We start from the raw sequence: 22,842 nt of genomic DNA, 5'->3' as shown, positions 1-22,842 counted from the left end.
CCGGGACCTCGGGAGATCGAACGCCCGTCGGCCTTGACGCATGTCAGGTTGCTGACATACCGTCTCGAATGTCAGACCACTGACATCGACGAAGGAGACCACGATGGCGTCCGGCCCCGGCTTCATCTCCCTGCAGGTTCGCGACATGGCGGCGTCGGCCGCGTTCTACGAGGAGTTCCTCGGCTTCACCCGGCAGCCCGGGCCGCCGCACGCCGTCGTCTTCGCCACCACGCCGGCGTCCTTCGCCGTGCGGGAGCCGCTCCCCGGTGTCGATCTCGATGCCGGGCCACTCGGCCGCGGCATCGCGGTGTGGATGCACGCACCGGACGCCCAACGCGTCCACGACACGATGGTCGCCGCCGGCGTCCCCATCGCCGCCGCCCCCACCGACGGCCCGTTCGGCCGCACCTTCACCTTTGCCGACCCCGACGGATACCTGATCACCCTGCACGACCGCGCCTGAGCGCCGGTCCCGACCGGAGATGACGGTCCGGTCGGGACCGGTGCGTCCCGCGCCCGGGCCGGTCAGCCCCAGCAGATCTCGGCCCCCTCGGCGGCGGTCAGCGATTCCACCCCGTCCGCGGGCGTGTCGGTGATCAGGGCCACGCCGGTGTCGAAGAAGTCCAGACCCTCGGTGACGGCAGGCTTCTCACCGCCTCGGGCGATGGTGGCGATGGCACTGACGCCCAGCTCGGCCATCCGCAGCGGGTACTGCTGCGAGGTGGCGTCGATGATGCCGTCCTGCACATCGGCGACGCCCTGGCAGGACCCGTCGACCGACACCAGGATGGCGTCGGTGATGCCCGCGGCCTTGAGTGCCGCGTCGGCGCCCTGGGCGGCGGGCTCGTTCAACGTGTAGACGACGTTGACGTCGGTGCGCTGGCCCAGGCACAGCTCCATCGCCGTCCGGCCGCCGTCCACCGCGCCGCCGGTGGGCTCGTTGCAGACGATGTCGTACTCACCGCCCGAATAGGAACCGGACGGGTCCTCGTCCCCGTTGCGCTGCGGGTCCTTCGTGTCGATGCCCATGCCGGTCAGGAAGCCCTGGTCGCGGTTGTAGTCGACGGTGACGATCTTGTCGTTGAACTGGTCGAGCAGGGCGATGACCGCCTTGCGTCCACCCAGCTGCTGCGCCGTCCACTGCCCGATCAGCTCGCCGGCGGTGAAGTTGTCGGTGGCGAAGGTGATGTCGACCGTGTCGGCCGGTTCGGGCGGGGTGTCCAGCGCGACGACGTACAGGCCGGCGGAACGGGCCTGCTCGATCGCCGGGTTGACCGCGGGGCCGCTGGGGGTGATGAGGATGCCCTGGTCGCCCCGGGCGATGGCCTCCTCGATGGCGCGCACCTGACCCTCCTCGTCGCCGTCCTCCCGGCCCGCCGCCACGGTGAGCTGGACGTTGTCCTTCTCGGCGGCGGCCTTCGCACCGTTCTGCATGGCGATGAAGAACGGATTGATCAGGTCCTTGGTGATGAGGGTGACCGCGATGCTCTCGCCGGCGGGCGCGGACCCTGCGGACCCGGAAGCGCTGGACGAGGCATCGGTGGCCGACCCGGCCGTCCCGGACGTGGCACCGGCCGTGCTGCCGGCCGTCGCGCCGGCCGATTCCGCGGTCGAGCCGGAGCCGCCGGCCGTCGTGGACCCTCCACATCCGGCGAGCAGCAGGGCACCGGCGGAGAGGAATGCCAGGGGCAGCGCCCGCTTCGTGGTGGATGAGGTGTGCATGCGGCAGCTCCCGGTCGTCGACATCGGCTGGACGGACGCACACCCGCACCCGACGATTCCGGACAGGCTGTACGTACAGTCTGGACAGCCATGACCATAGCGACCACGACTCGGAAGCACCACCATCGCGAGCACATCGTCACCATGGGCGGTGGTGCCGACCCTCGTGGCCCGCGCCGACCGGACCGTCAGTCGGGCACCGTGTTGACGACCTCGTCCGCGTAGCGCCACAACGGAAGCCGGCGTTGCCGGGCCCGCTGGGTGAGCTCGTCCAGAGCACGGTCCTTGTCGACAGCGGATCGGACCATGACGACCCCCTGGGCCCGGCCGATCACGGTCTGCGCGTAGATGGCCTGGAGGAGCTGGACATGGCTGGTCTTCTGCGGATTGGCGGCCACGAAGTCCGCCAGGCCGCGTTGCAGGTACTCCACCAGGACGGTCGGCAGGTGGACATCGAGTCTCGCCGACGCGGACTCGCTGGTGCAGTACAGGTTGAGGGCGGCGGCGGGGATGGCTCCGGCACGCAGCGGGAAGGCGGTGACCGCCCGCACCCCGACCGCCCGGGCGGTGGCGCCCATCCGCGGCCACCGGCGGTGGAGTTCGTCCAGATCGGCGTGCACGGCGCGCCCGCTGCGCAGGGCGCGCAGGCAGGGTCCGTCCCCGCCCCGGTACTGCTCCTCGTCCAGCACCAGGACCCGGTGGTGGGTGTGGGCACAGGTGAAGGGGTCCCCGTCGAACTGGGCGGTGACACCGGCCCACCGGACGTCGGGCAGCAGGCGGACCGCCTGCACCGAGACCTTCTGCATCAGCCGGAGCAACGATTCCTGGTCGGTGACCCGGGGGCTCAACGCATCCACCAGGTCCGCCATGTCCTGCGGGTGTGCCGCCAGCGCCGCCAGGACCTCCTCGGACATTCCCGTGCGGTCGGCGTCGGACTCCCCGCCCCAACGATCAGCATCCTCGGTCCCGGTCACGGGCTCCTCCGTCGACCGAAGCTCGGCGCGGTACGCCTACCCACGAGCGGCCGGCACACCGGGGACCTGAAGATCCCGACGGACACTGGTAAGGCTTCGACCAGAAAAACCCTACGCTCTTTCGGACCATCGACCTTCACCCGAATGGGTGCCTGGTATGACGCAACGTCACCCTCAGACGGGCGGTGGAGAGGGAGGTCCGCCTTCCCAACGGGGACGGGCGCCCGGACGACTTCCGTCGCCACCGGTGGCCCGGATGGCCGCCGGTCCGATCTTCTGGTGCAGGACTCAGTCCAGAGCGGCCGCCGCCCCGGCAGCCCCCAGGGCGGTGCGGGAGGTGTCCTTCAGGGTGACGCCCGATCGTCCCGACGACCGGGCCCCGTCGACCAGGCTCGCGCACACCCGGGCCGCCTGGGCGTAGGACAGCCCGTCCGGCGGGTGGATGTTGGAGATGCAGTTCCGGTCGGAGTCGGCCGTGCGACCCGGCTGGGGCCGGTGGGTCAGGTAGATGCCCAGGCTGTCGGCGACCGACAGACCCGGCCGCTCCCCGATGAGCACCAGCACCGTGCTCGCGCCCGAAGCCGCCGCGATGTGGTCGCCGAGGGCGACCCGGGCCTGGGTGGCGATCACCGGCGGGGCCAGGGTCCACCGCCCGTCGAACTCGGCCACCAGGGCCGCCAGCAACTCCGCCCCGTGGTCGACCAGCGCCCGGGGCGACAGCCCGTCGGCGAGCACCACCACGAGATCGGCCTCGCCGCCGAGGATCTCGTCCAGCTCGGCCGGTTCCCGGCCCAGATCGGGGCGACGCAGGTACTCCCCCCGATCCCTCGCCCGGCTGGTCACCACCACCGGAGCGCCCAGACCGACATCGCCGACCCGGGCGGCGAACTCGGCGACGGGCAGCGGGTCGTGCACCGCGTCCCGGGCGCTGGCGTGGGCGGCCTTGAGCTCCAGCACGTGCCGGGTGGAGAGCGAGTCCCCGGCCCGCCCGAGCCCGATGCGCGACTGGGTGGTCGGCCGCAGCAACGCCCAGAAGTCACCGGCGGCCCGGTCTTCCGGTGCCGGGTCCGCCCCCGTGCGCTCGGCCTCCTCGAGCACCTCGACCAGGGCGTCGACCGCCACGTCGTCGTCCACGGCGCGGGCCTGACTGCCCCCGTCGGCGACGGGCCCCTCCGGCGTCTGCGCGTCCACACCCGTGCTGCTCACGACGCGCTCGTCAGCTGACGCAGGGCCGACCCGGCCGGGTCCACCGGCAGTACCCGGCCGGTCGCATCCGTCATCCCCAGGGACTCCAACCAGGTCTCGAACTCCGGCGCCGCGCGGAGGCCGAGGGCCTGGCGGGCGTAGAGCACGTCGTGGAACGAGAGGCTCTGGTAGCCCAGCATGACGTCGTCCGCCCCGGGGACGGCGATGACGAAGGCGGCACCCGCGGTGCCGAGGAGGGTGAGCAGGGTGTCCATGTCGTCCTGGTCGGCCTCGGCGTGGTTGGTGTAGCAGACGTCCACCCCCATCGGCAGGCCGAGCAGCTTGCCGCAGAAGTGGTCCTCCAGGCCGGCCCGGATGATCTGCTTGCCGTCGTACAGGTACTCCGGACCGATGAAGCCGACCACGGTGTTGACCAGCAGGGGTTCCAGGTCGCGGCACACCGCGTAGGCCCGGGCCTCCAGGGTCTGCTGGTCGACCGGCCGGCCGGCGGTGCCCAGATGCGCGCCGGCGCTGAGCGCGGAACCCTGCCCGGTCTCCAGGTACATCACGTTGTTCCCGACCGTGCCGCGGTTCAACGACCGACCCGCCTCGTTGCCCTGCCGCAGCAGAGCCAGGTCCACGCCGAAACCGCTGTTGGCGCCCTGCGTCCCGGCCACCGACTGGAACACCAGGTCCACCGGCACACCGGCCTCGATGAGTTCCAGGGTCGTGGTGACGTGGGACAGCACGCACGACTGGGTGGGGATGGCGAACCGCTGCCGGATCTCGTCCAGCAGGTGCAGCAGATCGGCGGTAGCCGCGGGTGAGTCGGTCGCCGGGTTGATGCCGATGACGGCGTCCCCGCAGCCCAGCAGGAGTCCGTCCAGGGTCGCTGCGGCGATCCCGCGCGGGTCGTCGGTCGGGTGGTTGGGCTGCAGCCGGGTGCTCAGCCGCCCGGGCAGCCCGACGGTGGTGCGGAACGCGGCCGTCACCCGGGTCGCCCGGGCCACCGCGATGAGGTCCTGCGCGCGCATGATCTTGCTGACCGCCGCGACCATCTCCGGGGTCAGCCCCGGGGCCAGTGTGGTCAGCCGCTCCCCCGCGTCCGGCCGGATCGCCGTCTCCAGCAACCAGTCCCGGAACCCGCCGACCGTCAGGTGCGACACCGCGGCGAACGCCTCGGCGTCGTGGCTGTCGATGATCAGCCGGGTGATTTCGTCGTCCTCGTACGGCACCACCTGCTCCTGCAGGAAGGTGTCCAGGCCGACGTCGGCCAGGGCCCACTGGGCCGCGGCCCGTTCCGCGTCCGACCCGGCGGCGCAGCCGGCCAGCTGGTCGCCCGAGCGCAACGGCGTGGCCCGGGCCATCAGGTCGACGAGCCCGTCGAACTCGTGGGCGGCCCCGCCGAGCTGCTGTCGGTAGGTCGTCACCCGAGGTCGTCCTGGGCCTTCGCCAGCACCGCGAACTCCTCGTCCGGCGAACTGGCGACCAGGTGGTGCCGGCTGTACAGGCCGAAGTACAGCAGGAACAGCGCGACCACACCGAGGCAGGCCAGCGCCGCGGTGCTGTCCACCAGGAACGTCGCGATGACCGCGAACACGGCGACGACCAGGGCGAAGCCGGTGGTGACGGTGCCGCCGGGGGTGCGGTAGGGCCGCTCCATCTCCGGCTCGCGGCGGCGCAGCACGATGTGGCTGACCATCATGAGCACGTAGCTCAGGGCCGCGCCGAACACCGCCATGTTCAGCAGCATGGCCCCCTCACCGGTCAGCGACAACGCGAACCCGATGACGCCCGGCACGATCAGGGCCAGCACCGGCGCCTTGCGCTTGTTGGTCACCGACAGGCCGGTGGGCAGGTACCCGGCGCGGGAGAGCGCGAACAACTGCCGGGAGTAGGCGTAGATGATCGAGAAGAAGCTCGCGATCAGCCCGGCCAGACCGATGTAGTTGACGACGGTGGCCGCGGTCCCGGTGCCCAGCGCCTCGACCAGCGGGTTGCCCGACTCCTGCATCGCGCTCGCGCCACCCGCGCCGGTGGTCAGCACCAGCACCACGGCGCCGGACACGAGCAGGATGCCCATCGCGGCGATGATGCCGCGCGGCACGTTGCGGGCCGGGTCCTTGGCCTCCTCGGCGGCGAGCGGGACGCCCTCCACCGCGAGGAAGAACCAGATCGCGAACGGGATGGCCGACCAGATGCCCAGGTAGCCGAACGGCAGGAAGGACGAGGCACCCGCGGCATCGGTGGGCGTGATGTCGGTCAGGTTGGCCGAGTCGAACAGGCCGAGCGCGGAGACCGCGAAGATCACCAGGCCGACCAGGGCGATGCCCGTGATCACGAACATGACCTTCAGGGCCTCGCCCACCCCGGACAGGTGCAGGCCGATGAAGATCGCGTAGACGACCAGGTAGACCCACCAGCCGTCGGTGATGCCGAACAGGCCGAGGGACTCGACGTAGGCGCCGATGAAGGTGGCGATGGCGGCCGGGGCGATGGCGTACTCGAGCAGGATCGCCGTCCCGGTGAGGTAGCCGCCCCACGGTCCGAGGGCACGCCGGGCGAAGGTGTAGCCGCCGCCGGCGGCCGGCAACGCGGAGGACATCTCGGCCATGCCCAGCACCATGGCCAGGTACATCGCGGCGATGATCACGAACGCGATCAGCAGCCCACCGAAGCCACCCTCGGCCAGCCCGAAGTTCCAGCCGGAGTAGTCGCCGGAGATGACGTAGCTGACCCCGAGGCCGGCGAGCAGGACCCAGCCCGCCGTCCCGGTGCGCAGGGTCCGCTTGGCCAGGTACTCCTGACTCCCGGTTCGCGGGTCACCGTCCGGGTCACCGCTGTGAGCTCCGTCGGACGGGGACGTGCTGGGCTCGGTGACCGACACGGCGGGCCTCCACGATCACGCGGCGCCGGGGCGGCACCGATCACGGCGACCGTAAAGCGGCGGTGTGATGGCGGCGTGTCGGCAGATGACCGGGTGATGACGTCCGGCATCGACCACTCGGACCATCAGCCCCTGTCCGCGTGGGCGGTCGAGCGCTCAGCGGCTCTCGGCGGCCAGCTGCCCGCAGGCGGCGGCGATCTCCTGGCCGCGGGTGTCCCGGACGGTGCAGGAGATGCCGGCGGCCTTGACGCGGCGGACGAACTCCTCCTCGACCGGCTTGGGCGAGGCGTCCCACTCCGACCCCGGAGTGGGGTTCAGCGGGATGAGGTTGACGTGCACCAGGTGGCCGAGCTCGCGCCGGAGCACCTCGGCGAGCAGATCGGCCCGCCAGGGCTGGTCGTTGACGTCGCGGATGAGGGCGTACTCGATGGAGACGCGGCGGCCGGTGGTGTCGGCGTAGGCGCGGGCGGCCTGCAGGACCTCGGCCACCTTCCAGCGCTGGTTCACCGGGACCAGGGTGTCGCGCAGCTCGTCGTCCGCGGCGTGCAGGGACACCGCCAGGCGCACCTGCATCTTCTCTGCGGTCAGCTTCTCGATGGCGGGCACGAGTCCGACCGTCGACACGGTCACCGATCGGGCCGAGATGCCCAGGCCCTGCGGCGCCGGCGCGGTGATCATCTTCACCGCGGCCAGCACCCGGTTGTAGTTGGCCATGGGCTCGCCCATGCCCATGAACACGATGTTGGACAGCCGCCCGGGGTGGCCGAGGGCACCGTCGCGGGCCGCCTTCGCGGCCAACCGGACCTGCTCGACGATCTCCCCGGTGGACAGGTTGCGCTGCAGACCGCCCTGGCCGGTGGCGCAGAACGGACAGGCCATGCCGCAGCCGGCCTGCGACGAGACGCAGACGGTGATCCGGTCCGGGTAGGCCATCAGCACCGACTCGATGAGGGTGCCGTCGTGGGCGCGCCACAACGTCTTGCGGGTGTCGCCCTCGTCGCACGCCAGCGAGCGGACCTCGGTGAGCAGCTCGGGCAGCAGCGTGTCGACGAGTTCCTGCCGCCCGGCGGCGGGGAGATCGGTCATCTCGGCCGCATCACGGGTCAGCCCGCCGAAGTAGTGCCGGGCCAGCTGGTCGACCCGGAACTTCGGGTGCCCGGCGGCCTTCACCACGTCGGCGCGGCCGGTGGCGTCGAGGTCGGCGAGGTGACGGGGCGGCTGGCCGCGACGGGGGGCGGTGAACACGAGCGGCAGAGGAGTCTTCATGACGCCGTCCAGTCTCCCACGCCGACGGCCCGACAGCCCTGGTCCGGAGCCTGACGAACCCCACCGGACACGTGGGATCGGACACCTGGACGTGCCGGGTGTCCCCGTCCGGGGAAGACTGGCGGACCTTACCGGTGACGCGGTCGGCCCCGAACCCGACGGGCCGGGAGGTCACCGCGGACCGCCGGCGCCGCCGGACAGCCGGTCCCGACCCGAGGGGACGCGCTGCATGAGCAAGCCCGGCACCGACCTGATCACCCCCGACCTCGTCGTGCGGGACCTGCGGGCGACGAACAAGGCGGACGCCAGCCGGCAGCTCGCCGCCCGCCTCGCGGACGCGGGCCGGGTCACCGACCTGGCCGGGTTCCGAGGACGTCGCCGCCCGGGAACTGCGGATGGCCACCGGGATGACCGGCGGCATCGGCCTGCCCCACGCCCGTTCCGGTCACGTGACCACGCTGTCGCTGGCCGTGGGCCTGGTCCCGGACGGCGTCGACTTCGGGGCCCCCGACGGGCCCGCGACGCTGGTCTTCCTCATCGCCGCCCCCGACAAGGGCGCCGCCGACCACCTGACGATCCTGGCCGCACTGGCCCGCCGACTGGTCAACCCGGCGTTCCGCGAGACCATCCTCGCCGCCCCCGACGCCGCTGCGGTGGCCGACTTCGTCCGGTCCGAACTCGGACACTGACCCCGGTGACCGGTCGGCAGGCGCTCATCGGGTCACGCCTGGGTCTGCACCTGCAGCCCGCCGCCCTGTTCGCCCGGACAGCCGCGTCCACCGGCCTCCCGGTCACCCTGGCCCTGCCGGGTCGACCCCCGGTCGACGGGCGGAACGTCCTCCTGGTGGTGGGGCTGGGCGCCCGGTGCGGCCAGGCGGTCGAGATCGAGGTGGTCGGAACGGGTCCGGAGGCGGATGCGGCGCTCCGGGCGTTGGTCGACCTGCTGGAGACCGACCACGACGCCTGATCAGCCGGCGCGCCGGTCGCCCGCCCCGGGGCCCGACTCCCCCGGGCCGGCCTCTGTCGTGATCTCCCGTCGGGACCGGTGACTGCCGGTGAGCTGCTCCACCACCAGTGCCGCGACCACCACCAGGAACACCCGGGCCAGCAGGGTGGCGGGCAGACCGACGCGGCTGACATCGGTGGGTGACAGGACCACCGTCCCGGCCAGACCGATGTAGGCGGCGGCGAGCGCGAACAGGACGATGACGGGGACCGTGCGTCGGTGGCCCCGGGCTCGCGCGAGGACGAGCGACCCCAGGGCGAGGAGCGTCCACAGGGCGAAGACGTCGACATTCGGTCCGTCGGCGAAGAACAGACCGGTGACCGGGTCCGGCACCAGCGTGGGGAGCGATGTCTCCCCGTCCGCCCGCAGCAGACTCACATCGGCCAGCCCGTCCCGGATGTACCGGCGGGCGGCCATGGGATCGGTCGCGAGGGTACGAGCCAGGGCGCCGACGAACTCGGTGCTCACCCACACCCGGCCCTGCGCACACGGATCGGATTGCCCGGGCACCACCGGCTGGGCGACCTGGACGGCGTCGACGAGCAGACACGCCGGGGCTCCGTCGCGGGCGACGAACTCCTGGACCAGTTCGGGGAACGAGGGAGAGGACTGTGCGAACACGCCCCACTGCTGGATGGTTCGCCCCGCCAGACCGGGTGTCCCCCGCCAATCCCCCCACTCGCGTTCCGCGGTCGCGTTGGAGGACAGGACGTTTGCTGCCGCGGTGCCGACCAGCACCAGGACCACACCCGCGGTCACGAGCCATCGGACGCTTCCGCTCCGGCGATCGTCCCGCCGGGCCTGCCACCATCCGCGGACGACGACGAGCAGCGGGACGAACAGGATCAGACCGAGCACCGGACGGATGAGGCACAGCGCCCACCCGGTGACCACCATCAGCGCCAGTGGAGTCGGGCGAGGACCCACCTGCACCGCGTGGAGCACTGCGGCCGCGAAGCCGGCCAGCAGGGCGAAGGACACCGCCTCGGCCCCGATGAGGGTGTCGAACGCGGACACCGTCGGGGTGAGCGCGAGCACGGCGATCACCCCGGCGGCGGCCCCGGCGATCCATCGCCGGACCGGCAGCCGGCCGACCCGATGGATCAGGAACCCCCAGGCCACGGTGGACAGCACGAACTGCGCCAGGACCCGCGCCCGGTCGGTCGGCAACAGGGCGTACAGGAGCGTGGACGGCCACGGCCGGAGACTGCTGCCGTCCCAGCTGGTCGCCCCCCAGTCGAGCCACCCCGCATCCGGCGCCCGGTACATCCCACTGTCCGGTCCCTCGAGGACCGGACCCATCATCACCAACTGCCAGGTACGAGCCACCAGATAGGCGATGACGACCGTCCGACCGACGCCCCCCAGCCACCATCTGCTCGAGTGATCGACTGTTCCCACGGCCGGGACCTTGACGATCAACAGCCCGCGACCCGGGAGCCGCGCGGTCGGCGGTGTCGTCGCAGGTCGAAGAACCCGACTCCCGGTCGGCAGGGTCCGGTGTCGCGGTGTGCGGCGGGCTCCGTCAGGCCCGGCTGCCGCGGACGACCAACCGTCGTTCACGCGTACCGGACAGCCACCCGCTCCACCTCGCGCCCGTAGGACGGTCCGTGCGAGGCGGCATGGACGAGCAGCGGGTGCAGCTGGTGCAGCCCCGTGCGCTGCGGCCAGTCCGCGGGCAGGTGTGCCGCCTCGGCGTAGGCGGCCTGGACGCGGTCCAGGTACGGGCAGCCGAACAGCTCGAGCATGGCCAGATCCGTCTGCCCGTGCCCACCGTGGGCGGCCGGGTCGATGACGACCACACCGCCCGGGGTGAAGAGCACGTTCCCGCCCCACAGATCGCCGTGGATGCGGGCCGGCGGCCGGTCGTCGTCGAACTCCCCGTCCCGCAGGCGCTGGCAGACCCGTTCCACCGCAGCCATTCCCGCAGCACCCAGATGACCGACCTGTACGGCCCGACGGGCGTAGGGCAGCAGCCTCAGGTCGGCGAACGACGTCCCCCAGGTCGCGTGCTCGGCCATCGGCGCGACCTGCCGACCGATCCAGGCGTCCCCGCTCCAGCCGTCGGGCGCGGCCCCGAAGGCCCGCGCGCCGGCGGCGTGCGTCGCCGCGAGGGCCCGCCCGAAGTCCTCGGCCGCCGCCCGGGTCGGGGTGGCCTCCGTCAGCCGGTCCAGGGTGATCGACGTGTCGCCGACCGCACGGACCCCCACCACCGCGGCCCCACCCTCGCCCTCGGCCTGGGCCAGCCAGGCCAAGCCGGCGGCCTCGGCGGCGAAGAATCGCGGTGGCGCATCGCTCCGGGTCTTGACGAACTCCGGGGCGGCCGAGGGGTGATCGCTCATCGGGCCACCGTAGGACCGATGGCCGCCGACCCCGACGCAGGCGCGGACACCGCTGATCTCGTCGATCCGTCTGCTCTCCCGCGCACCCGTCCGCCCGTCGGACGGGCGGAAGGGTGCGTGGGTACCGTCCTGGCGTGACCGGCTCGGTGAGCCGCGATGACGGCGGTGGCTGCGCGGTCCGAGCCTGCATGCTTACCGACCCGGGAGGGCCTGCGGGAGGGTGACCAGTGCGGCCAACCCGGAGACCATGGCGAAGAACCCGAACACCTGCACCAGTCCGATCGCGCCGGTTCCCGGAGCCAGGAGCAGCACGATGCCCAGAGCAAGGGACAGCACACCGCTCACGGCGTTGCCTGCCGAGTGCCCGGGCGCCCATCCGCCCCCGGACAGGCCCACGACGATCTCCAGCACCCCGGAGATCAGCGCCCACGAGGCGATGAGAACCACCAGGACGGTGACGGTGAGGCCGGGCCAGGCCAGGACGACGACGCCGGAGATCAGGTGGAGCAGGGCGAGAACCAACCGGGAGACCCAGGACCGCCGCCCGGCGGGCGTGATCAACGACGCGAGGGCGAGGGCCGAGGCACCGAAGGCGAAGACGGCGAACACCAGGACCACGGCCCCCAGCGTGATCCCGGGCCAGAGGATCGCCACGATACCCACGGCCACCCCGAGGACGGCCTGAGCGGCGAGGGCGCGCGGTGACTGCGCAGCCGGCGGGTCGACCGTGCCGCCGGGCCCGGGGTTGCCGTGGGCCGGCCGGGTGCGGGCCCGCCCTGGGAGGTCGGTGCTCATGCGGGGTCCTCGGACTCCTCGGCGTGGAGCACGGGGAGCAGCAGCCGGGAGGAGGAGTGAACGGTGTTCAGGCTGGAGTCGCCGATGGCGGTGTGGGTGAAACCCAGGACGGTGGGGCCGTTCTCGCCGGTGTCCGCACTGGCCAGTACCAGCTGGAGGCGGTGACCGACGGGGAGGCGGCGGGCGTTGGGGACGATGGGGATGCGGTAGTGCACGGTCTGCCCGACCGGGACGGCCACCGGTTCGGTGCACGGCAGCACGGGTACGCCGGGCCGACTGGCTCCCTCGTCCACCGTGCGCAGGGTCGCCCGGAGCCAACCGGCACTGATGGGCACGGCGGTGGCGTCCTCGGCCAGGTCGTACAGCACCACGATCCACGCGGTGTCGGTGGCGGTGATCCGTGCGTCGAGGTCCAGTTCGATGTCACCCACGATGTCCATGGCCCGCGGGACGGGTTCGGTCTGCCAGGTCAACCGGTCGGGCAGGGACGGCGGGTTGGCGTTGCGGGGGCGGCCGGTCTCGTTCGTCACGTACAGGAAGGAGCGGGTGCCGGATTCGCCCTCCTCGGGGGCCAGGGTCCCGTCGGCGCACAGCGCATAGGGCACGAGTGTGCTCTCGGGAGGCGGCCAGGACTCGGCGGTGCGCCACCGATCGGTGCCGGGGATGACGTAGCGGATGGGCGGGCCGTCGGTGATGCCGGTATCCCGGCCCTTGAGCCACTGGTCGTTCCAGGCCAGGGCCTCCTCGTGCATGCTCTCCCACGGCCAGGCCAGGGCATCCTTGTCGACCAGGGTCATCCGCACGTGGGGGTTGTGGGTCAGCCCGCGCCAGACCGGGAAGGTACTGGGCAGGTGCATGGGCACGTTGTCCCACTGGCAGCCCAGGTACACCGGGATGTCGATCCGCCCCAGCATCGGGCGGACGTCACGGGCGTCCCACCACGCGTCGTGGGTGGGGTGTTCCACCGCGCCCTGCTGCCACAGTCGGCCGAAGGGCTCCTCCTCGTAGTGGGCGTGGTCCATCAGCCCGAGGACCTTGGCAGCGGTATCGCCGGTCACGTGTTCCATCTGGCGATGGACCACCGAGGTGGTCAGCACGCGACGGGCGAAGTCGATGCCTCGGGAGCGCCAGAAATGGTCCGACACACCGGACATGACTCCGACGGCGGACATCCACCGGGCGAAGAACCCCGAGCTGAGCACCCCGCGCTGCCAGACCGCGTCGTACAGGTCGTCCATGGTGGCGAACGGGAAGATGGCCTTCAGGTGCGGCGGCCGCAGGGTGGCTGCCGCCAGCTGGGCCAGGGCGAAGTAGCTGATCCCCATACCGCCGACGTTGCCGTCGCACCACGGCTGGGCGGCGATCCACTCGATGACGTCGTGGACGTCCTGCCACTCCTGCCCGTCGTACAGCTCGAACGTCCCCCCGGACCCCGATGTGCCGCGCGCGTTGACCACGAGGTGGGCGTAGCCGCGCGGGACGAAGAAGTCGCTGGTCCCTGACTCCGCGAAGCCCAACGGGGCGCCCAGGTCCTGCACCTGCCGCGGGTAGCAGCTGAACGACAACAGCGCCGGGCCGCGCACCACCCCCGCATCGATCCCCACCGCACCGTCGGCGCTGAGCTCGACCCGGTGGTCCCCGGTGGTGGGCAGGAAGACATCGGCGCGGAGGAGGGTGCCGTCCCGCACCGGCACCAGGATCGAGTTGGTCCGGTGGATGCGGTACTCCGGTTCGCTCAGTGCCCGGTACTCCCGCCCGGACCGTTGGATCCCGTTCAGCCGCCGTTGCCCCGATCCGTCCCCGGCCGCCGGCACCGCCGGACCGCGGTGACCATTGCGCCTCCGCTCCCTGTTCATGACCATTGCGCACACCCTTTCCCGGTTATTTCCTATGTGTAGGAAACTTGATGGGGACGGTAGACCCCCGATGCCGGGCCGACAAGAGTAATTTCCTGGTGGTGGGACATCCTGTGCTCCGTGGACCGAAGGCCGCCCGTGGCCAGATCGCCGAGTCGATCCTGACCGCCGCCCGAGAGGAGTTCGCCGCGCACGGCTACGCGGCGACCACCCTGCAGGGGGTCGCCCGCATCGCCGGGGTCGACACCAAACTCGTCCGCTACTACTTCACCGACAAGCCGTCCCTGTTCGACGCGTGCATCACCGTGCCCGACCGGTTCCTGGACCACATCCGCGCGAGCGTCGACGTGCCGGTGTCGCGGCGCGGCGAGGCAGCCGTCCGCGCCATGCTGGCGCTCTGGTCGGACCCCGATCTGGCCAGGGTGCTGCGCACCGTCCTGCTCATCGCCGCGCACGACCACACCGCGATGGCCCGCGTGCGGATGATCTTCACCGAGGGCCTCGTCCCCGCCATCACCCGCGGCCTGCCCCCGCAGGAGACCAGCATCCGCGGTGGGCTGATCACCGGCCAGATGGTCGGACTGGCGTTCACCCGGTTCGTCTTCGCGCTGGAGGACGCCGCAGCCGTCCCGGAACCCGTCCTGATCGCCCTGGTCGGCGAGACGATCCAGCAGTACCTGACCCATCCCCTCCCGGTCCCGTCAGCACACGAGGACACCGGCGACCCCGCCCCGGACTCCTGACACACCTCGGTGAGGAGTCGCCCGTGGGGGCTGGGGTCACGTCCCCCCGGGGGCCGTCGTCTCCGGACCCGACCGCGATCACCACGCATCGCCGGTCGGTGAGGACCCGCAAGCCCGGCCCGAGGCGCCCCCGCTCGGCCGCTCGTCGGCGCGGCTCGGCGTTCGCCTGCGCGGGCACATCCTCCGGTCGGTCGACCGACATCCCCTGTGCCTCTGCCTTTCTCGCCGTGTCTCGCCGTGTCTCGGTGCCTCGCCGTACGTCGTCAGAACCACGACGGGGGGAGCTCAGGTCCCGGCCGACGAGAGCCCCGGTGGACCGACACCCCGGGGTGCAGGCGGTCCGACCGACCGACACCGTCCCCGGACCCCATCGGGCATGATCACCGCATGACTTCGGTAGACCACGCCGTCAACATCGCCACGGAGGAACTCCCGCGGGTCCTGCTCCGCGCGATCGGGGCGGCACAACACGGCAGCACCATCGCCGATGCCGCACAGCCCGACCTTCCGCTGGTGTACGTCAACCAGTCGTTCACCGACATGACCGGATACGAGGCGGACGAGGTCCTCGGACGCAACTGCCGGTTCCTGCAGGGCCCGGACACCGACCCGGCGGTGGTCCGGAGCATCCGGGCGGCCATCCAGGAGGGCCGCGATTCGCGCACCGTGTTGCTGAACCACCGCAAGGACGGCACGCCGTTCCACAACGAGCTCACCATCTCGACCGTGCGCGACGACGCCGGGCAGATCACGCATCTCATCGGCGTGCAGATCGACGTCACCGACCAGGTCGAGCTGCAGCGCGAGCTGACCGAGCAGGCGACCACCGATTCGCTGACCGGTCTGGGCAACCGGAAGCGCGTCACCGACACGTTGCAGTCCTGGCAGTCGGCCGCCACCGACGCGGACGGGGCCGTGGTCGTCTACCTGGACATCGAGAACTTCCAACGGGTCAACGAGGCCTACGACTACGAGGTCGGCAACCGACTGCTCATCCACGTGGGGCGCAGACTCAGCGAACTGGCCGCACCGGGCGACGTCGTGGCCCGGCTGGACGCCGACACCTTCGTCCTGGCCCGGCGCGTCCCCCGGGCCGACACCGCAGCCGTGGCCGGCGATCTGATCGAGCAGGTCACCGAGGCCGTGTCCGAGCCGCTGCGTCTGTTCGGCAGGCGCATACCCGCCGCAGTCACCTGCAGCACGGCGACGTGGCCGACCGACGGCGATCCGGCCGCGGCGATCCTGGAAGCCGCCCACCACAACCTGCGGACCACCCGGGTGGCGGCCAGATCCGCGGTGCGCTGAGTCCGCCGGCGGGTGCGCGAGCTGCTCGGCCGGCCGACCCCGCCGGTGGCGGTTCGGGTGCTCGACCTCGGTGGTCCTGCACGACATCTCCTCCCCCCAGGACGACCCGAGGTGACGCTCGTCCCCGCCGTCCCCGGTCGCGGAGTGGACGCAGCCGTCCCCGCCGACTCCCCGTGTGACGTGCGGGCGCGCACTACGGTGATCACCATGTCGCGCGTTCTCTCGGTCAACCTCGCCACCGCCCGCACCGTCAGCGCGCCCCGGAGCACCTGGTCACGCACCTCGGGGATCGACAAGCGTCCGGTGGACCACCCGGTCCAGGTCACCGCCCCCGGCCGCAGGGGGGTGGCCGGCAGCGGGATGGCCGGCGACGACGTCTGCAACCTGCGCCACCACGGCGGGGACGACCAGGCCGTCTACGCCTACGCCCGGGAGGACCTGGACCGCTGGGAGTCCGAGCTCGGCCGGACCCTGCCGTCCGGCTGCTTCGGCGAGAACCTCACCACCACCGGCATCTCCGTCAGCGACACCGTCGTCGGCGAGCGGTGGCGGATCGGCGACGGGCTCGTGCTGGAGGTCAGCGACCCCCGGATCCCCTGTCGGACCTTCGCCACCTTCCTGGACGAGCGGGCGTGGATGCGGCGCTTCACCGAGGCAGCGGCCCCCGGCACCTACTTCCGCGTCGTCACCCCCGGTGCGGTCCGGGCCGGCGATCCGATCACCGTGCTGTCCACGCCCGATCACGGCATCACCGTGGCCCTGGCCTTCCGGGCGATGACCACGGAACCCGATCTGCTCCCCCATCTCGTGGACGCGACCGGTCTGTCGCAGGAGGCCCGGGACAACGCCCGCCGCCGCACCCGGATCGCGCTCGACACCGACCCGCAGACCCCCACCGATGCCTGAACTGCCCGAGGTCGAACGGGCCCGCACGCTCATCGCCGGGACCTCCCTGGGCCGCCGCATCGCCGACGTGGACGACACCGACACCTTCGTGTGCCGACCGCACGCCCCGGGCGTGATCCGCGGCGCCCTGCTCGGCCGGACGTTGACCGCTGCCCACCGCCGCGGGAAGTCGATGTGGTGCGAGACCTCCTCCACCGACGGTGATCCCGATCCGGGGCCCTACCTCGGCATCCACCTCGGCATGGGCGGGGTCATGGTGTTCACCCACCCCGACGGCACCGAGCAGCGGGACGGCGACCGGGCCAAGGGCGGCAGCGGCGGGAACCCCGTCTGGAACCGGTTCACCCTGCGCTTCGAGGACGGCAGCTCCCTGGTGCTCTTCGACAAACGGCGCCTCGGGCGCGTGCGTCTCGACCCGGACATCGACGCCCTCGGACCGGACGCCCAGGACCTCACTCCGGCGACGTTCCGCGCCGCCCTCGGGACGAGCACGGCACCGGTGAAGGCCCGGATGCTCGACCAGTCGGTGATGGCCGGGGTCGGCAACCTGCTGGCCGACGAGGCCCTCTGGCGGGCCCGGGTCCACCCGTCCCGGCGCAGTCGGGAGCTGACCACGAACGAGGCGAACCGGCTGCAGCGCAATCTGTCCCGTTCGATCGACGACGCGGTCGAGAACGGCGGGGTGCACACCGGGACGGTCATCGCGGCCCGGCATCCGGGCGGGGAATGTCCGCGCTGCGGCGCACCGATGGAACGCGGCACCGTCGGCGGGCGCACCACCTGGTGGTGTTCGGTCGAGCAGACCCGCTGAGCCCGGCGGCCGGGCCCGCAGTGCCGCGCCGCCGCGGGTCGGGCAGGATCCTCCCGGTGAGCAACCACGACACCCCCGCCGCCGGTACGCCCGCCCCGACGGTCCCGCCGGGGTCCTGGCCGTCACCCCTCTCCGCCGCCGACGCCGTCGCGGCCGGACGAGCACTGGAGGGCGTCGCCGTCGCCGGGACCGCGGTCTGGTGGTCGGAGGGCCGGCCGGAGGAGAACGGGCGGATCGTCGTCTGCCGCACCGAGGGTGGCCGGGTGCAGGATCTGGTCCCGGCCCCGTGGAACGTCCGCTCCCGGGTGCACGAGTACGGCGGACGCAGCTGGCTGCCCGTGCCGCGGGACGGGGCGGCCGGATGGGACCTGGTCTTCGTCGAGCTCTCCGATCAACGGGTGTACCGCCTGGATCCGGACGATCCGACCGGCACACCGTGGCCGCTGACCCCCGCCCCGGCCGCGGGCGCAGGCCTGCGGTACGTCGATCCGAGCCTGGATCCGTCCCGGTCGCGGGTGCTGGCCGTCCGCGAGGAGCACCTGCCGGAGTCGCCCACCCCCGGATCGCCGGACGACGACGGTCACGACGGCCGCCGCATCCGCCGGACGATCGTCGGCATCCCGCTGGACGGATGTGGTGCCTCCGATCCCGACCTCGTCGAGGACGTGCTGCGCGACGTGCCCCGGGCGGACTTCCTCGCCGGCCCCCGGGTCGACCCGACCGGCACCCATCTGCTGTGGAGCAGCTGGGACCACCCGGCCATGCCCTGGGACTCCACCGTGCTGCATCTCGCCGGGATCGGCGCGAGCGGGCGGGCCACCGGAGCCCGTGCGCTGGCCGGCGGTGCGGGGGTCTCGGTCATCGACGCCGACTTCGTGCCCGCCCACGACGGCCGTGTGCTGGTGGTCGCGCAGTCCGACGGGACCGGTTGGTGGCAGCCCCATCTCCTCGACCCGCACACCGGCAGCACCACCGCCCTGACCACCCGGGCGGCCGACTTCGCGACCCCGCCGTGGACCGCGGGCTGGCGGAGCTGGGTACGGCGGCCCTCGGGTGATCTGGTCGTCACCCCGGGCGGATGCCCTGCGCTGCTACCGATCTCGCTCGTCGAGGCGAGCCCCCTCGACCCGTCGTGGACCGAATGCCTGGACCTCGCCGCCGGGATGGACGGCCCGGTGGCGGCCATCGTCGCGGCCGATCGCGCACCGACCGCCGTGGTCACCCTGGACCCGGAGGGCGGCCACACGGTCCTCCGGACCGCGACCGACACCACGCCCGATCCCGCCTGGCTCCCGACGCCGGAACCCCGGACGGTGCAGGGCGTGCACGTGGTCGTGTACCCGCCGACCCATCCCGATCACCGGGCCGCACCGGGCACCTCGCCGACCATCGTCCTGGTGCACGGCGGGCCCACCGCCTCGCACGCCCGCGCGCTGTCCCTGCGGACGGCGTACTTCACCAGCCGGGGCTTCACCGTCGTCGGACTGGATCACCGCGGGTCGACCGGATACGGCCGCGCGTACCGGGATGCGTTGCGCGGCAACTGGGCCCGGCTCGACATCGACGACGCGATCACCGTCGGCCGCGCCCTGCTCGCGGACGGGACCGCGGGGTCGGTGGTGATCAGCGGCGGCTCGGCGGGCGGGCTGACCGTGCTGGGCACGTTGACCACCGCCGACCAGCCGTTCGCCGCGGGCACCTCGTCCTACGGGATCGGCGATCTCGTCGCCCTGGCTGAGGACACCCACGACTTCGAGTCCCGCTACCTGGATTCGCTGCTGGGCTCCGACCCGGCGGTGTGGCGGGAGCGGTCGCCGCTGACCCGGGCCGCCGACCTGTCCACCCCGGTCCTGCTGCTGCAGGGCGGCCTCGACCCGGTGGTGCCGCCGGCCCAGGCCGAGGCGTTCGCCGCGGTCTGCCGGGAGCGCGGCGTCCCGCACGCCCTGGTGATGTTCCCGCAGGAGAGCCACGGCTTCCGGGCCGGGCCGGCCCGCATCGCCGCGCTGGAGGCCGAGCTGTCGTTCTACGGGCAGATCCTGGGCTTCCCGACCCCGGGCGTGCCGCGCGTGCCGTTGGTGAGCGGCGCCGGGTCAGGCCAGGCCGAGTGACTTCATCCGCTCGGTGTGGCCCAGCTGCAGGCGGCGGAAGAGCGCACCGATGCCGGCCAGATCGCCGGAGCCGCTGACGATCAGTTCGGCGAGGTGATCGCGGTCGGCCACCACGAACTGGGCCTGGGTGATCGCCTCACCCAGCAGACGACGACCCCACAGGGCGAGCGGCCCGGCCAGCCGCGGATCGACCCGGCATGCCTTGCGCACCTCGCGCACGGCGAAGGCGGAGTGCCCCGAATCGCCCAGCACCTCGAAGACGAGGTCCCGGGTGACCGGATCGAGCCATTCGGCGATCTCCCGGTAGAAATCCGCGGCCAACCCGTCCCCGACGTGCGCCTTGACCAACGACTCCAACCAGGAGTGCGGGGCCGTGGAGTCGTGGAACGCGTTGAACGGCACGATGAACGGCGCCATGGCGGCCTCCACCGCGACCCCGCGGGCCTCCAGGTGACCGACCAACGCGCGGAAGTGACCCATCTCGGCCGCGGCCATCTGCGACAGCGCCATCCGGCCGGCCAGGGTCGGCGCGTACCGGGCGTCGGCGGCCATCCGATCGAAGGCGGACAGCTCACCGAAGGCCAGCACACCCAGGAGGTCCACCACCGCTGCGGAGGTCGCGTCCGACTCGGACACCTCGGCGGCGCCCGTCGTCGGCATCTGCTGCTGCACCCGGGCCACCTCTGCATCGCCGGACGGACCCGGCTGGCCCGTACCGGTGGCCGCCGTCCGACCGGGTCGCGCCGCTCCGGCGATCACGCCGGCCCGTCGCACCCGTGCCGGACACCGGCACCACTGGTGATCAGCCTAGAGGCACCGCCCGTGCCCGTGCGCGCCCCGGCCGGTCGGCGGACCCGACCGAGTACCATGAGCTGGACAGATGACTCCACGACGGAGCCGTCGCACTGTGCGCGCGTCGCCCGCCGGAGCTCTGCGCTTCCGCCGTTGGACGTTGGCCTCGGGTCCTCACCGGACACCCGCTCGCCTCCCCGTGAACGCGCGCGGACGCCGAGAAAGGCACACCGCGTATGCCCAGCACCTCCGAGAACCCGGTCACCGACAGCACTGTCGACGAGACCACCCTCCCCGCCCAGGACACCACCGACGACACCACCGACACCGTCACGGACGGCGTCGCCGACCCGGACGGCGCCGTGGCCGACGCCGCGATCGCCCCCGAGGACGCGCAGATCTCCCACCCGCTCGTCGGTGACGCCCCCGTCGAGCCGCAGGCGCCGACCTTCGCCGAGCTGGGCGTGACCGAGCCGATCGTCCGGGCACTGCACGAGGCCGGCATCGACCGCACCTTCGCCATCCAGGCCCTCACCCTGCCGATCGCCCTGGGCGGGGCCGACCTGATCGGCCAGGCCCGCACCGGCATGGGCAAGACGCTCGGCTTCGGCGTCCCCGTGCTGCACCGGCTCGCCGCCGCCGACGGCGGGCAGACCCCGGCCGCCGGCCGCGCCCCCCGCGCGCTGATCATGGTGCCGACCCGCGAGCTGTGCGTGCAGGTGGCCCGTGACCTGCACGACGCGGCCAAGCACCTCGACCTCACCGTGATGGCCGTCTACGGCGGCCGCGCGTACGAGCCGCAGCTCGCCGCCCTGCAGGCCGGCGTGGACGTGGTCGTCGGCACCCCCGGCCGCCTGCTGGACCTGGCCAAGAGCGGATCGCTCGTCCTCGGCGGCATCGGCGTGCTCGTGCTGGACGAGGCCGACGAGATGCTCGACCTGGGCTTCCTGCCCGACATCGAGCGCGTGCTCGCGATGGTCCCGGACGTCAAGCAGACGATGCTGTTCTCCGCGACGATGCCCGGCCCGATCATCACCCTGGCCCGCTCGTTCATGACCCAGCCCACCCACATCCGTGCCGAGCTGGCCGCCGAGGGCGTCACCCACCGCACCACGGCGCAGTACGTGTACCGGGCCCACGCGATGGACAAGGTCGAGATGGTGGCCCGTGTCCTGCAGGCCAAGGACCGAGGGCTGACCATGGTGTTCACCCGCACCAAGCGCACCGCGGCCAAGGTCGCCGACGAGCTGACCGAGCGTGGCTTCGCCGCGGCCGCCGTGCACGGCGATCTCGGCCAGGGCGCCCGCGAGCAGGCCCTGCGGGCCTTCCGCTCCGGCAAGGTCGACGTGCTGGTCGCCACCGACGTGGCCGCTCGTGGCATCGACGTCGACGACGTCACGCACGTCATCAACTACCAGTGCCCGGAGGAGGACAAGACCTACATCCACCGCATCGGGCGCACCGGCCGGGCGGGCAAGACCGGTGTGGCCGTGTCCCTCATCGACTGGGACGACATCCCCCGCTGGAAGCTGATCAACACCGCCCTCGGACTGCCCTTCGAGGACCCGGCCGAGACCTACTCGACCTCCCCGCACTTCTTCGCCGATCTGTCCATCCCCGAGGGCGTCACCGGCCGGCTCCCCCGCGGCCAGCGCACCCGCGCCGGACTGGACGCCGAGACCCTCGAGGACCTCGGCGAGACCGGCGGCCGGCGTCGTGGCGCCACCCCGTCCCGGACACCGAAGGCCGCCCCGGCCGCCGCCGACCCCGACACCACCCACCCCGAGGGTCGGTCCGACCGTCCGGAGCGGTCCGCGGACGGCGCCCGGAACGGACGTTCGCGGTCCCGCACCCGCCGCCGCGTCGGTGACGACACCGCCCCCGAGTCGACGGCGACCACCGAGCCCGGGCAGTCCGGCGGCGCGGACGACACCTCCGCCCCCGCCCGCGCCGACGACGCGAACGGACCGGACGGCGCGGCTCCGACCCCGCGCCGCCGGTCCCGCCGCCGCACCCGCTCCACCGGTGCCGCGAAGGATGCCGGCGGGGCTGCCGACGGCGCCTCGAACGGATCCGCACCGGCCACCGCCGACGCCCGTACCGACAGCTGATCCCGTCCACCGTCCCGCCGACCGGTCATCCGG

The 22,842-nt window shown here is 72.6% G+C and carries 20 protein-coding genes; 9 read left to right on the top strand and 11 right to left on the bottom strand.

Going from position 1 to position 22,842, the window contains the following annotated elements; translation table 11 throughout:
* Positions 1-103: 103 nt before the first annotated feature.
* On the top strand, positions 104-463 hold the full coding sequence (locus J2S58_RS01045) for a VOC family protein (protein WP_205255166.1): 360 nt from the start codon (positions 104-106) through the stop codon (positions 461-463).
* 62 nt (positions 464-525) lie between these two features.
* Here J2S58_RS01045 and J2S58_RS01040 read toward each other — a convergent pair whose 3' ends face one another.
* From J2S58_RS01040 to rlmN, 6 genes are all read right to left on the bottom strand, one after another.
* The gene (locus tag J2S58_RS01040; RefSeq protein ID WP_205255165.1) at positions 526-1,722 is read right to left on the bottom strand and encodes a substrate-binding domain-containing protein; all 1,197 of its coding nucleotides are present in this window, start codon (positions 1,720-1,722) and stop codon (positions 526-528) included.
* Positions 1,723-1,910: 188 nt separating this feature from the next.
* A complete protein-coding gene (locus tag J2S58_RS01035; RefSeq protein WP_205255164.1) occupies positions 1,911-2,696 on the bottom strand; it encodes a GAF and ANTAR domain-containing protein in 786 nt (261 codons plus the stop codon).
* Between the two features lie 288 nt (positions 2,697-2,984).
* The gene (gene eutC / locus J2S58_RS01030) at positions 2,985-3,794 is read right to left on the bottom strand and encodes an ethanolamine ammonia-lyase subunit EutC (RefSeq protein ID WP_205255408.1); all 810 of its coding nucleotides are present in this window, start codon (positions 3,792-3,794) and stop codon (positions 2,985-2,987) included.
* Positions 3,795-3,898: 104 nt separating this feature from the next.
* On the bottom strand, positions 3,899-5,311 hold the full coding sequence (locus J2S58_RS01025) for an ethanolamine ammonia-lyase subunit EutB (RefSeq protein WP_205255163.1): 1,413 nt from the start codon (positions 5,309-5,311) through the stop codon (positions 3,899-3,901).
* Positions 5,308-6,768 carry an ethanolamine permease gene (gene eat / locus J2S58_RS01020; RefSeq protein WP_205255162.1) on the bottom strand — a complete coding sequence of 487 codons (1,461 nt, stop codon included), beginning with the start codon at positions 6,766-6,768 and terminating at the stop codon, positions 5,308-5,310. Before eat ends, J2S58_RS01025 begins: the two co-directional genes overlap by 4 nt.
* A 156-nt stretch (positions 6,769-6,924) precedes the next feature.
* Entirely contained in the window at positions 6,925-8,034 is a 1,110-nt protein-coding gene (gene rlmN / locus J2S58_RS01015) for a dual-specificity RNA methyltransferase RlmN (protein WP_205255161.1), read from the bottom strand.
* 395 nt (positions 8,035-8,429) lie between these two features.
* Here rlmN and J2S58_RS01010 point away from each other — a divergent pair, with 395 nt between their 5' ends.
* Together J2S58_RS01010 and J2S58_RS01005 are read left to right on the top strand one after the other, a co-directional pair.
* On the top strand, positions 8,430-8,723 hold the full coding sequence (locus J2S58_RS01010) for a PTS sugar transporter subunit IIA (protein WP_205255160.1): 294 nt from the start codon (positions 8,430-8,432) through the stop codon (positions 8,721-8,723).
* A gap of 5 nt (positions 8,724-8,728) precedes the next feature.
* Positions 8,729-9,001, top strand: coding sequence for an HPr family phosphocarrier protein (locus tag J2S58_RS01005; protein WP_205255159.1), 273 nt, complete (start codon positions 8,729-8,731; stop codon positions 8,999-9,001).
* Here the strand turns inward: J2S58_RS01005 and J2S58_RS01000 are convergent, their stop codons facing one another.
* From J2S58_RS01000 to J2S58_RS00985, 4 genes are all read right to left on the bottom strand, one after another.
* Positions 9,002-10,441: a hypothetical protein gene (locus tag J2S58_RS01000; RefSeq protein ID WP_205255158.1), complete on the bottom strand. Its 1,440-nt coding sequence runs from the start codon at positions 10,439-10,441 to the stop codon at positions 9,002-9,004.
* Between the two features lie 158 nt (positions 10,442-10,599).
* Positions 10,600-11,382, bottom strand: coding sequence for a fructosamine kinase family protein (locus tag J2S58_RS00995; RefSeq protein ID WP_205255157.1), 783 nt, complete (start codon positions 11,380-11,382; stop codon positions 10,600-10,602).
* 192 nt (positions 11,383-11,574) lie between these two features.
* Positions 11,575-12,177, bottom strand: coding sequence for an HdeD family acid-resistance protein (locus tag J2S58_RS00990; protein ID WP_205255156.1), 603 nt, complete (start codon positions 12,175-12,177; stop codon positions 11,575-11,577).
* Entirely contained in the window at positions 12,174-14,039 is a 1,866-nt protein-coding gene (locus tag J2S58_RS00985; protein WP_240188304.1) for a CocE/NonD family hydrolase, read from the bottom strand. The genes J2S58_RS00990 and J2S58_RS00985 overlap by 4 nt, the downstream gene beginning before the upstream one ends.
* 107 nt (positions 14,040-14,146) lie before the next feature.
* On the opposite strand from J2S58_RS00985, the gene J2S58_RS00980 reads away from it, so the two are divergent.
* From J2S58_RS00980 to J2S58_RS00960, 5 genes are all read left to right on the top strand, one after another.
* Positions 14,147-14,776 carry a TetR/AcrR family transcriptional regulator gene (locus tag J2S58_RS00980; RefSeq protein ID WP_205255155.1) on the top strand — a complete coding sequence of 210 codons (630 nt, stop codon included), beginning with the start codon at positions 14,147-14,149 and terminating at the stop codon, positions 14,774-14,776.
* Between the two features lie 387 nt (positions 14,777-15,163).
* Positions 15,164-16,081, top strand: coding sequence for a diguanylate cyclase domain-containing protein (locus J2S58_RS00975; RefSeq protein WP_205255154.1), 918 nt, complete (start codon positions 15,164-15,166; stop codon positions 16,079-16,081).
* Positions 16,082-16,288: 207 nt separating this feature from the next.
* On the top strand, positions 16,289-16,987 hold the full coding sequence (locus tag J2S58_RS00970) for an MOSC domain-containing protein (RefSeq protein WP_205255153.1): 699 nt from the start codon (positions 16,289-16,291) through the stop codon (positions 16,985-16,987).
* Complete coding sequence (locus tag J2S58_RS00965; RefSeq protein ID WP_205255152.1) at positions 16,980-17,798, top strand: Fpg/Nei family DNA glycosylase; 819 nt, start codon at positions 16,980-16,982, stop codon at positions 17,796-17,798. The genes J2S58_RS00970 and J2S58_RS00965 overlap by 8 nt, the downstream gene beginning before the upstream one ends.
* A gap of 56 nt (positions 17,799-17,854) precedes the next feature.
* Positions 17,855-19,906 carry a S9 family peptidase gene (locus tag J2S58_RS00960; RefSeq protein WP_205255151.1) on the top strand — a complete coding sequence of 684 codons (2,052 nt, stop codon included), beginning with the start codon at positions 17,855-17,857 and terminating at the stop codon, positions 19,904-19,906.
* Here the strand turns inward: J2S58_RS00960 and J2S58_RS00955 are convergent.
* The gene (locus tag J2S58_RS00955; protein WP_205255406.1) at positions 19,889-20,566 is read right to left on the bottom strand and encodes a ferritin-like fold-containing protein; all 678 of its coding nucleotides are present in this window, start codon (positions 20,564-20,566) and stop codon (positions 19,889-19,891) included. The two genes, J2S58_RS00960 and J2S58_RS00955, sit on opposite strands and share 18 nt — an antisense overlap.
* A 368-nt stretch (positions 20,567-20,934) precedes the next feature.
* Here J2S58_RS00955 and J2S58_RS00950 point away from each other — a divergent pair, with 368 nt between their 5' ends.
* Positions 20,935-22,809, top strand: coding sequence for a DEAD/DEAH box helicase (locus J2S58_RS00950; RefSeq protein WP_205255150.1), 1,875 nt, complete (start codon positions 20,935-20,937; stop codon positions 22,807-22,809).
* Positions 22,810-22,842 lie beyond the last annotated feature (33 nt).

It is taken from the genome of Nakamurella flavida (genome assembly GCF_030811475.1).
Lineage (GTDB): Bacteria > Actinomycetota > Actinomycetes > Mycobacteriales > Nakamurellaceae > Nakamurella > Nakamurella flavida.
This window is presented reverse-complemented; position numbering and strand designations above follow the sequence as displayed.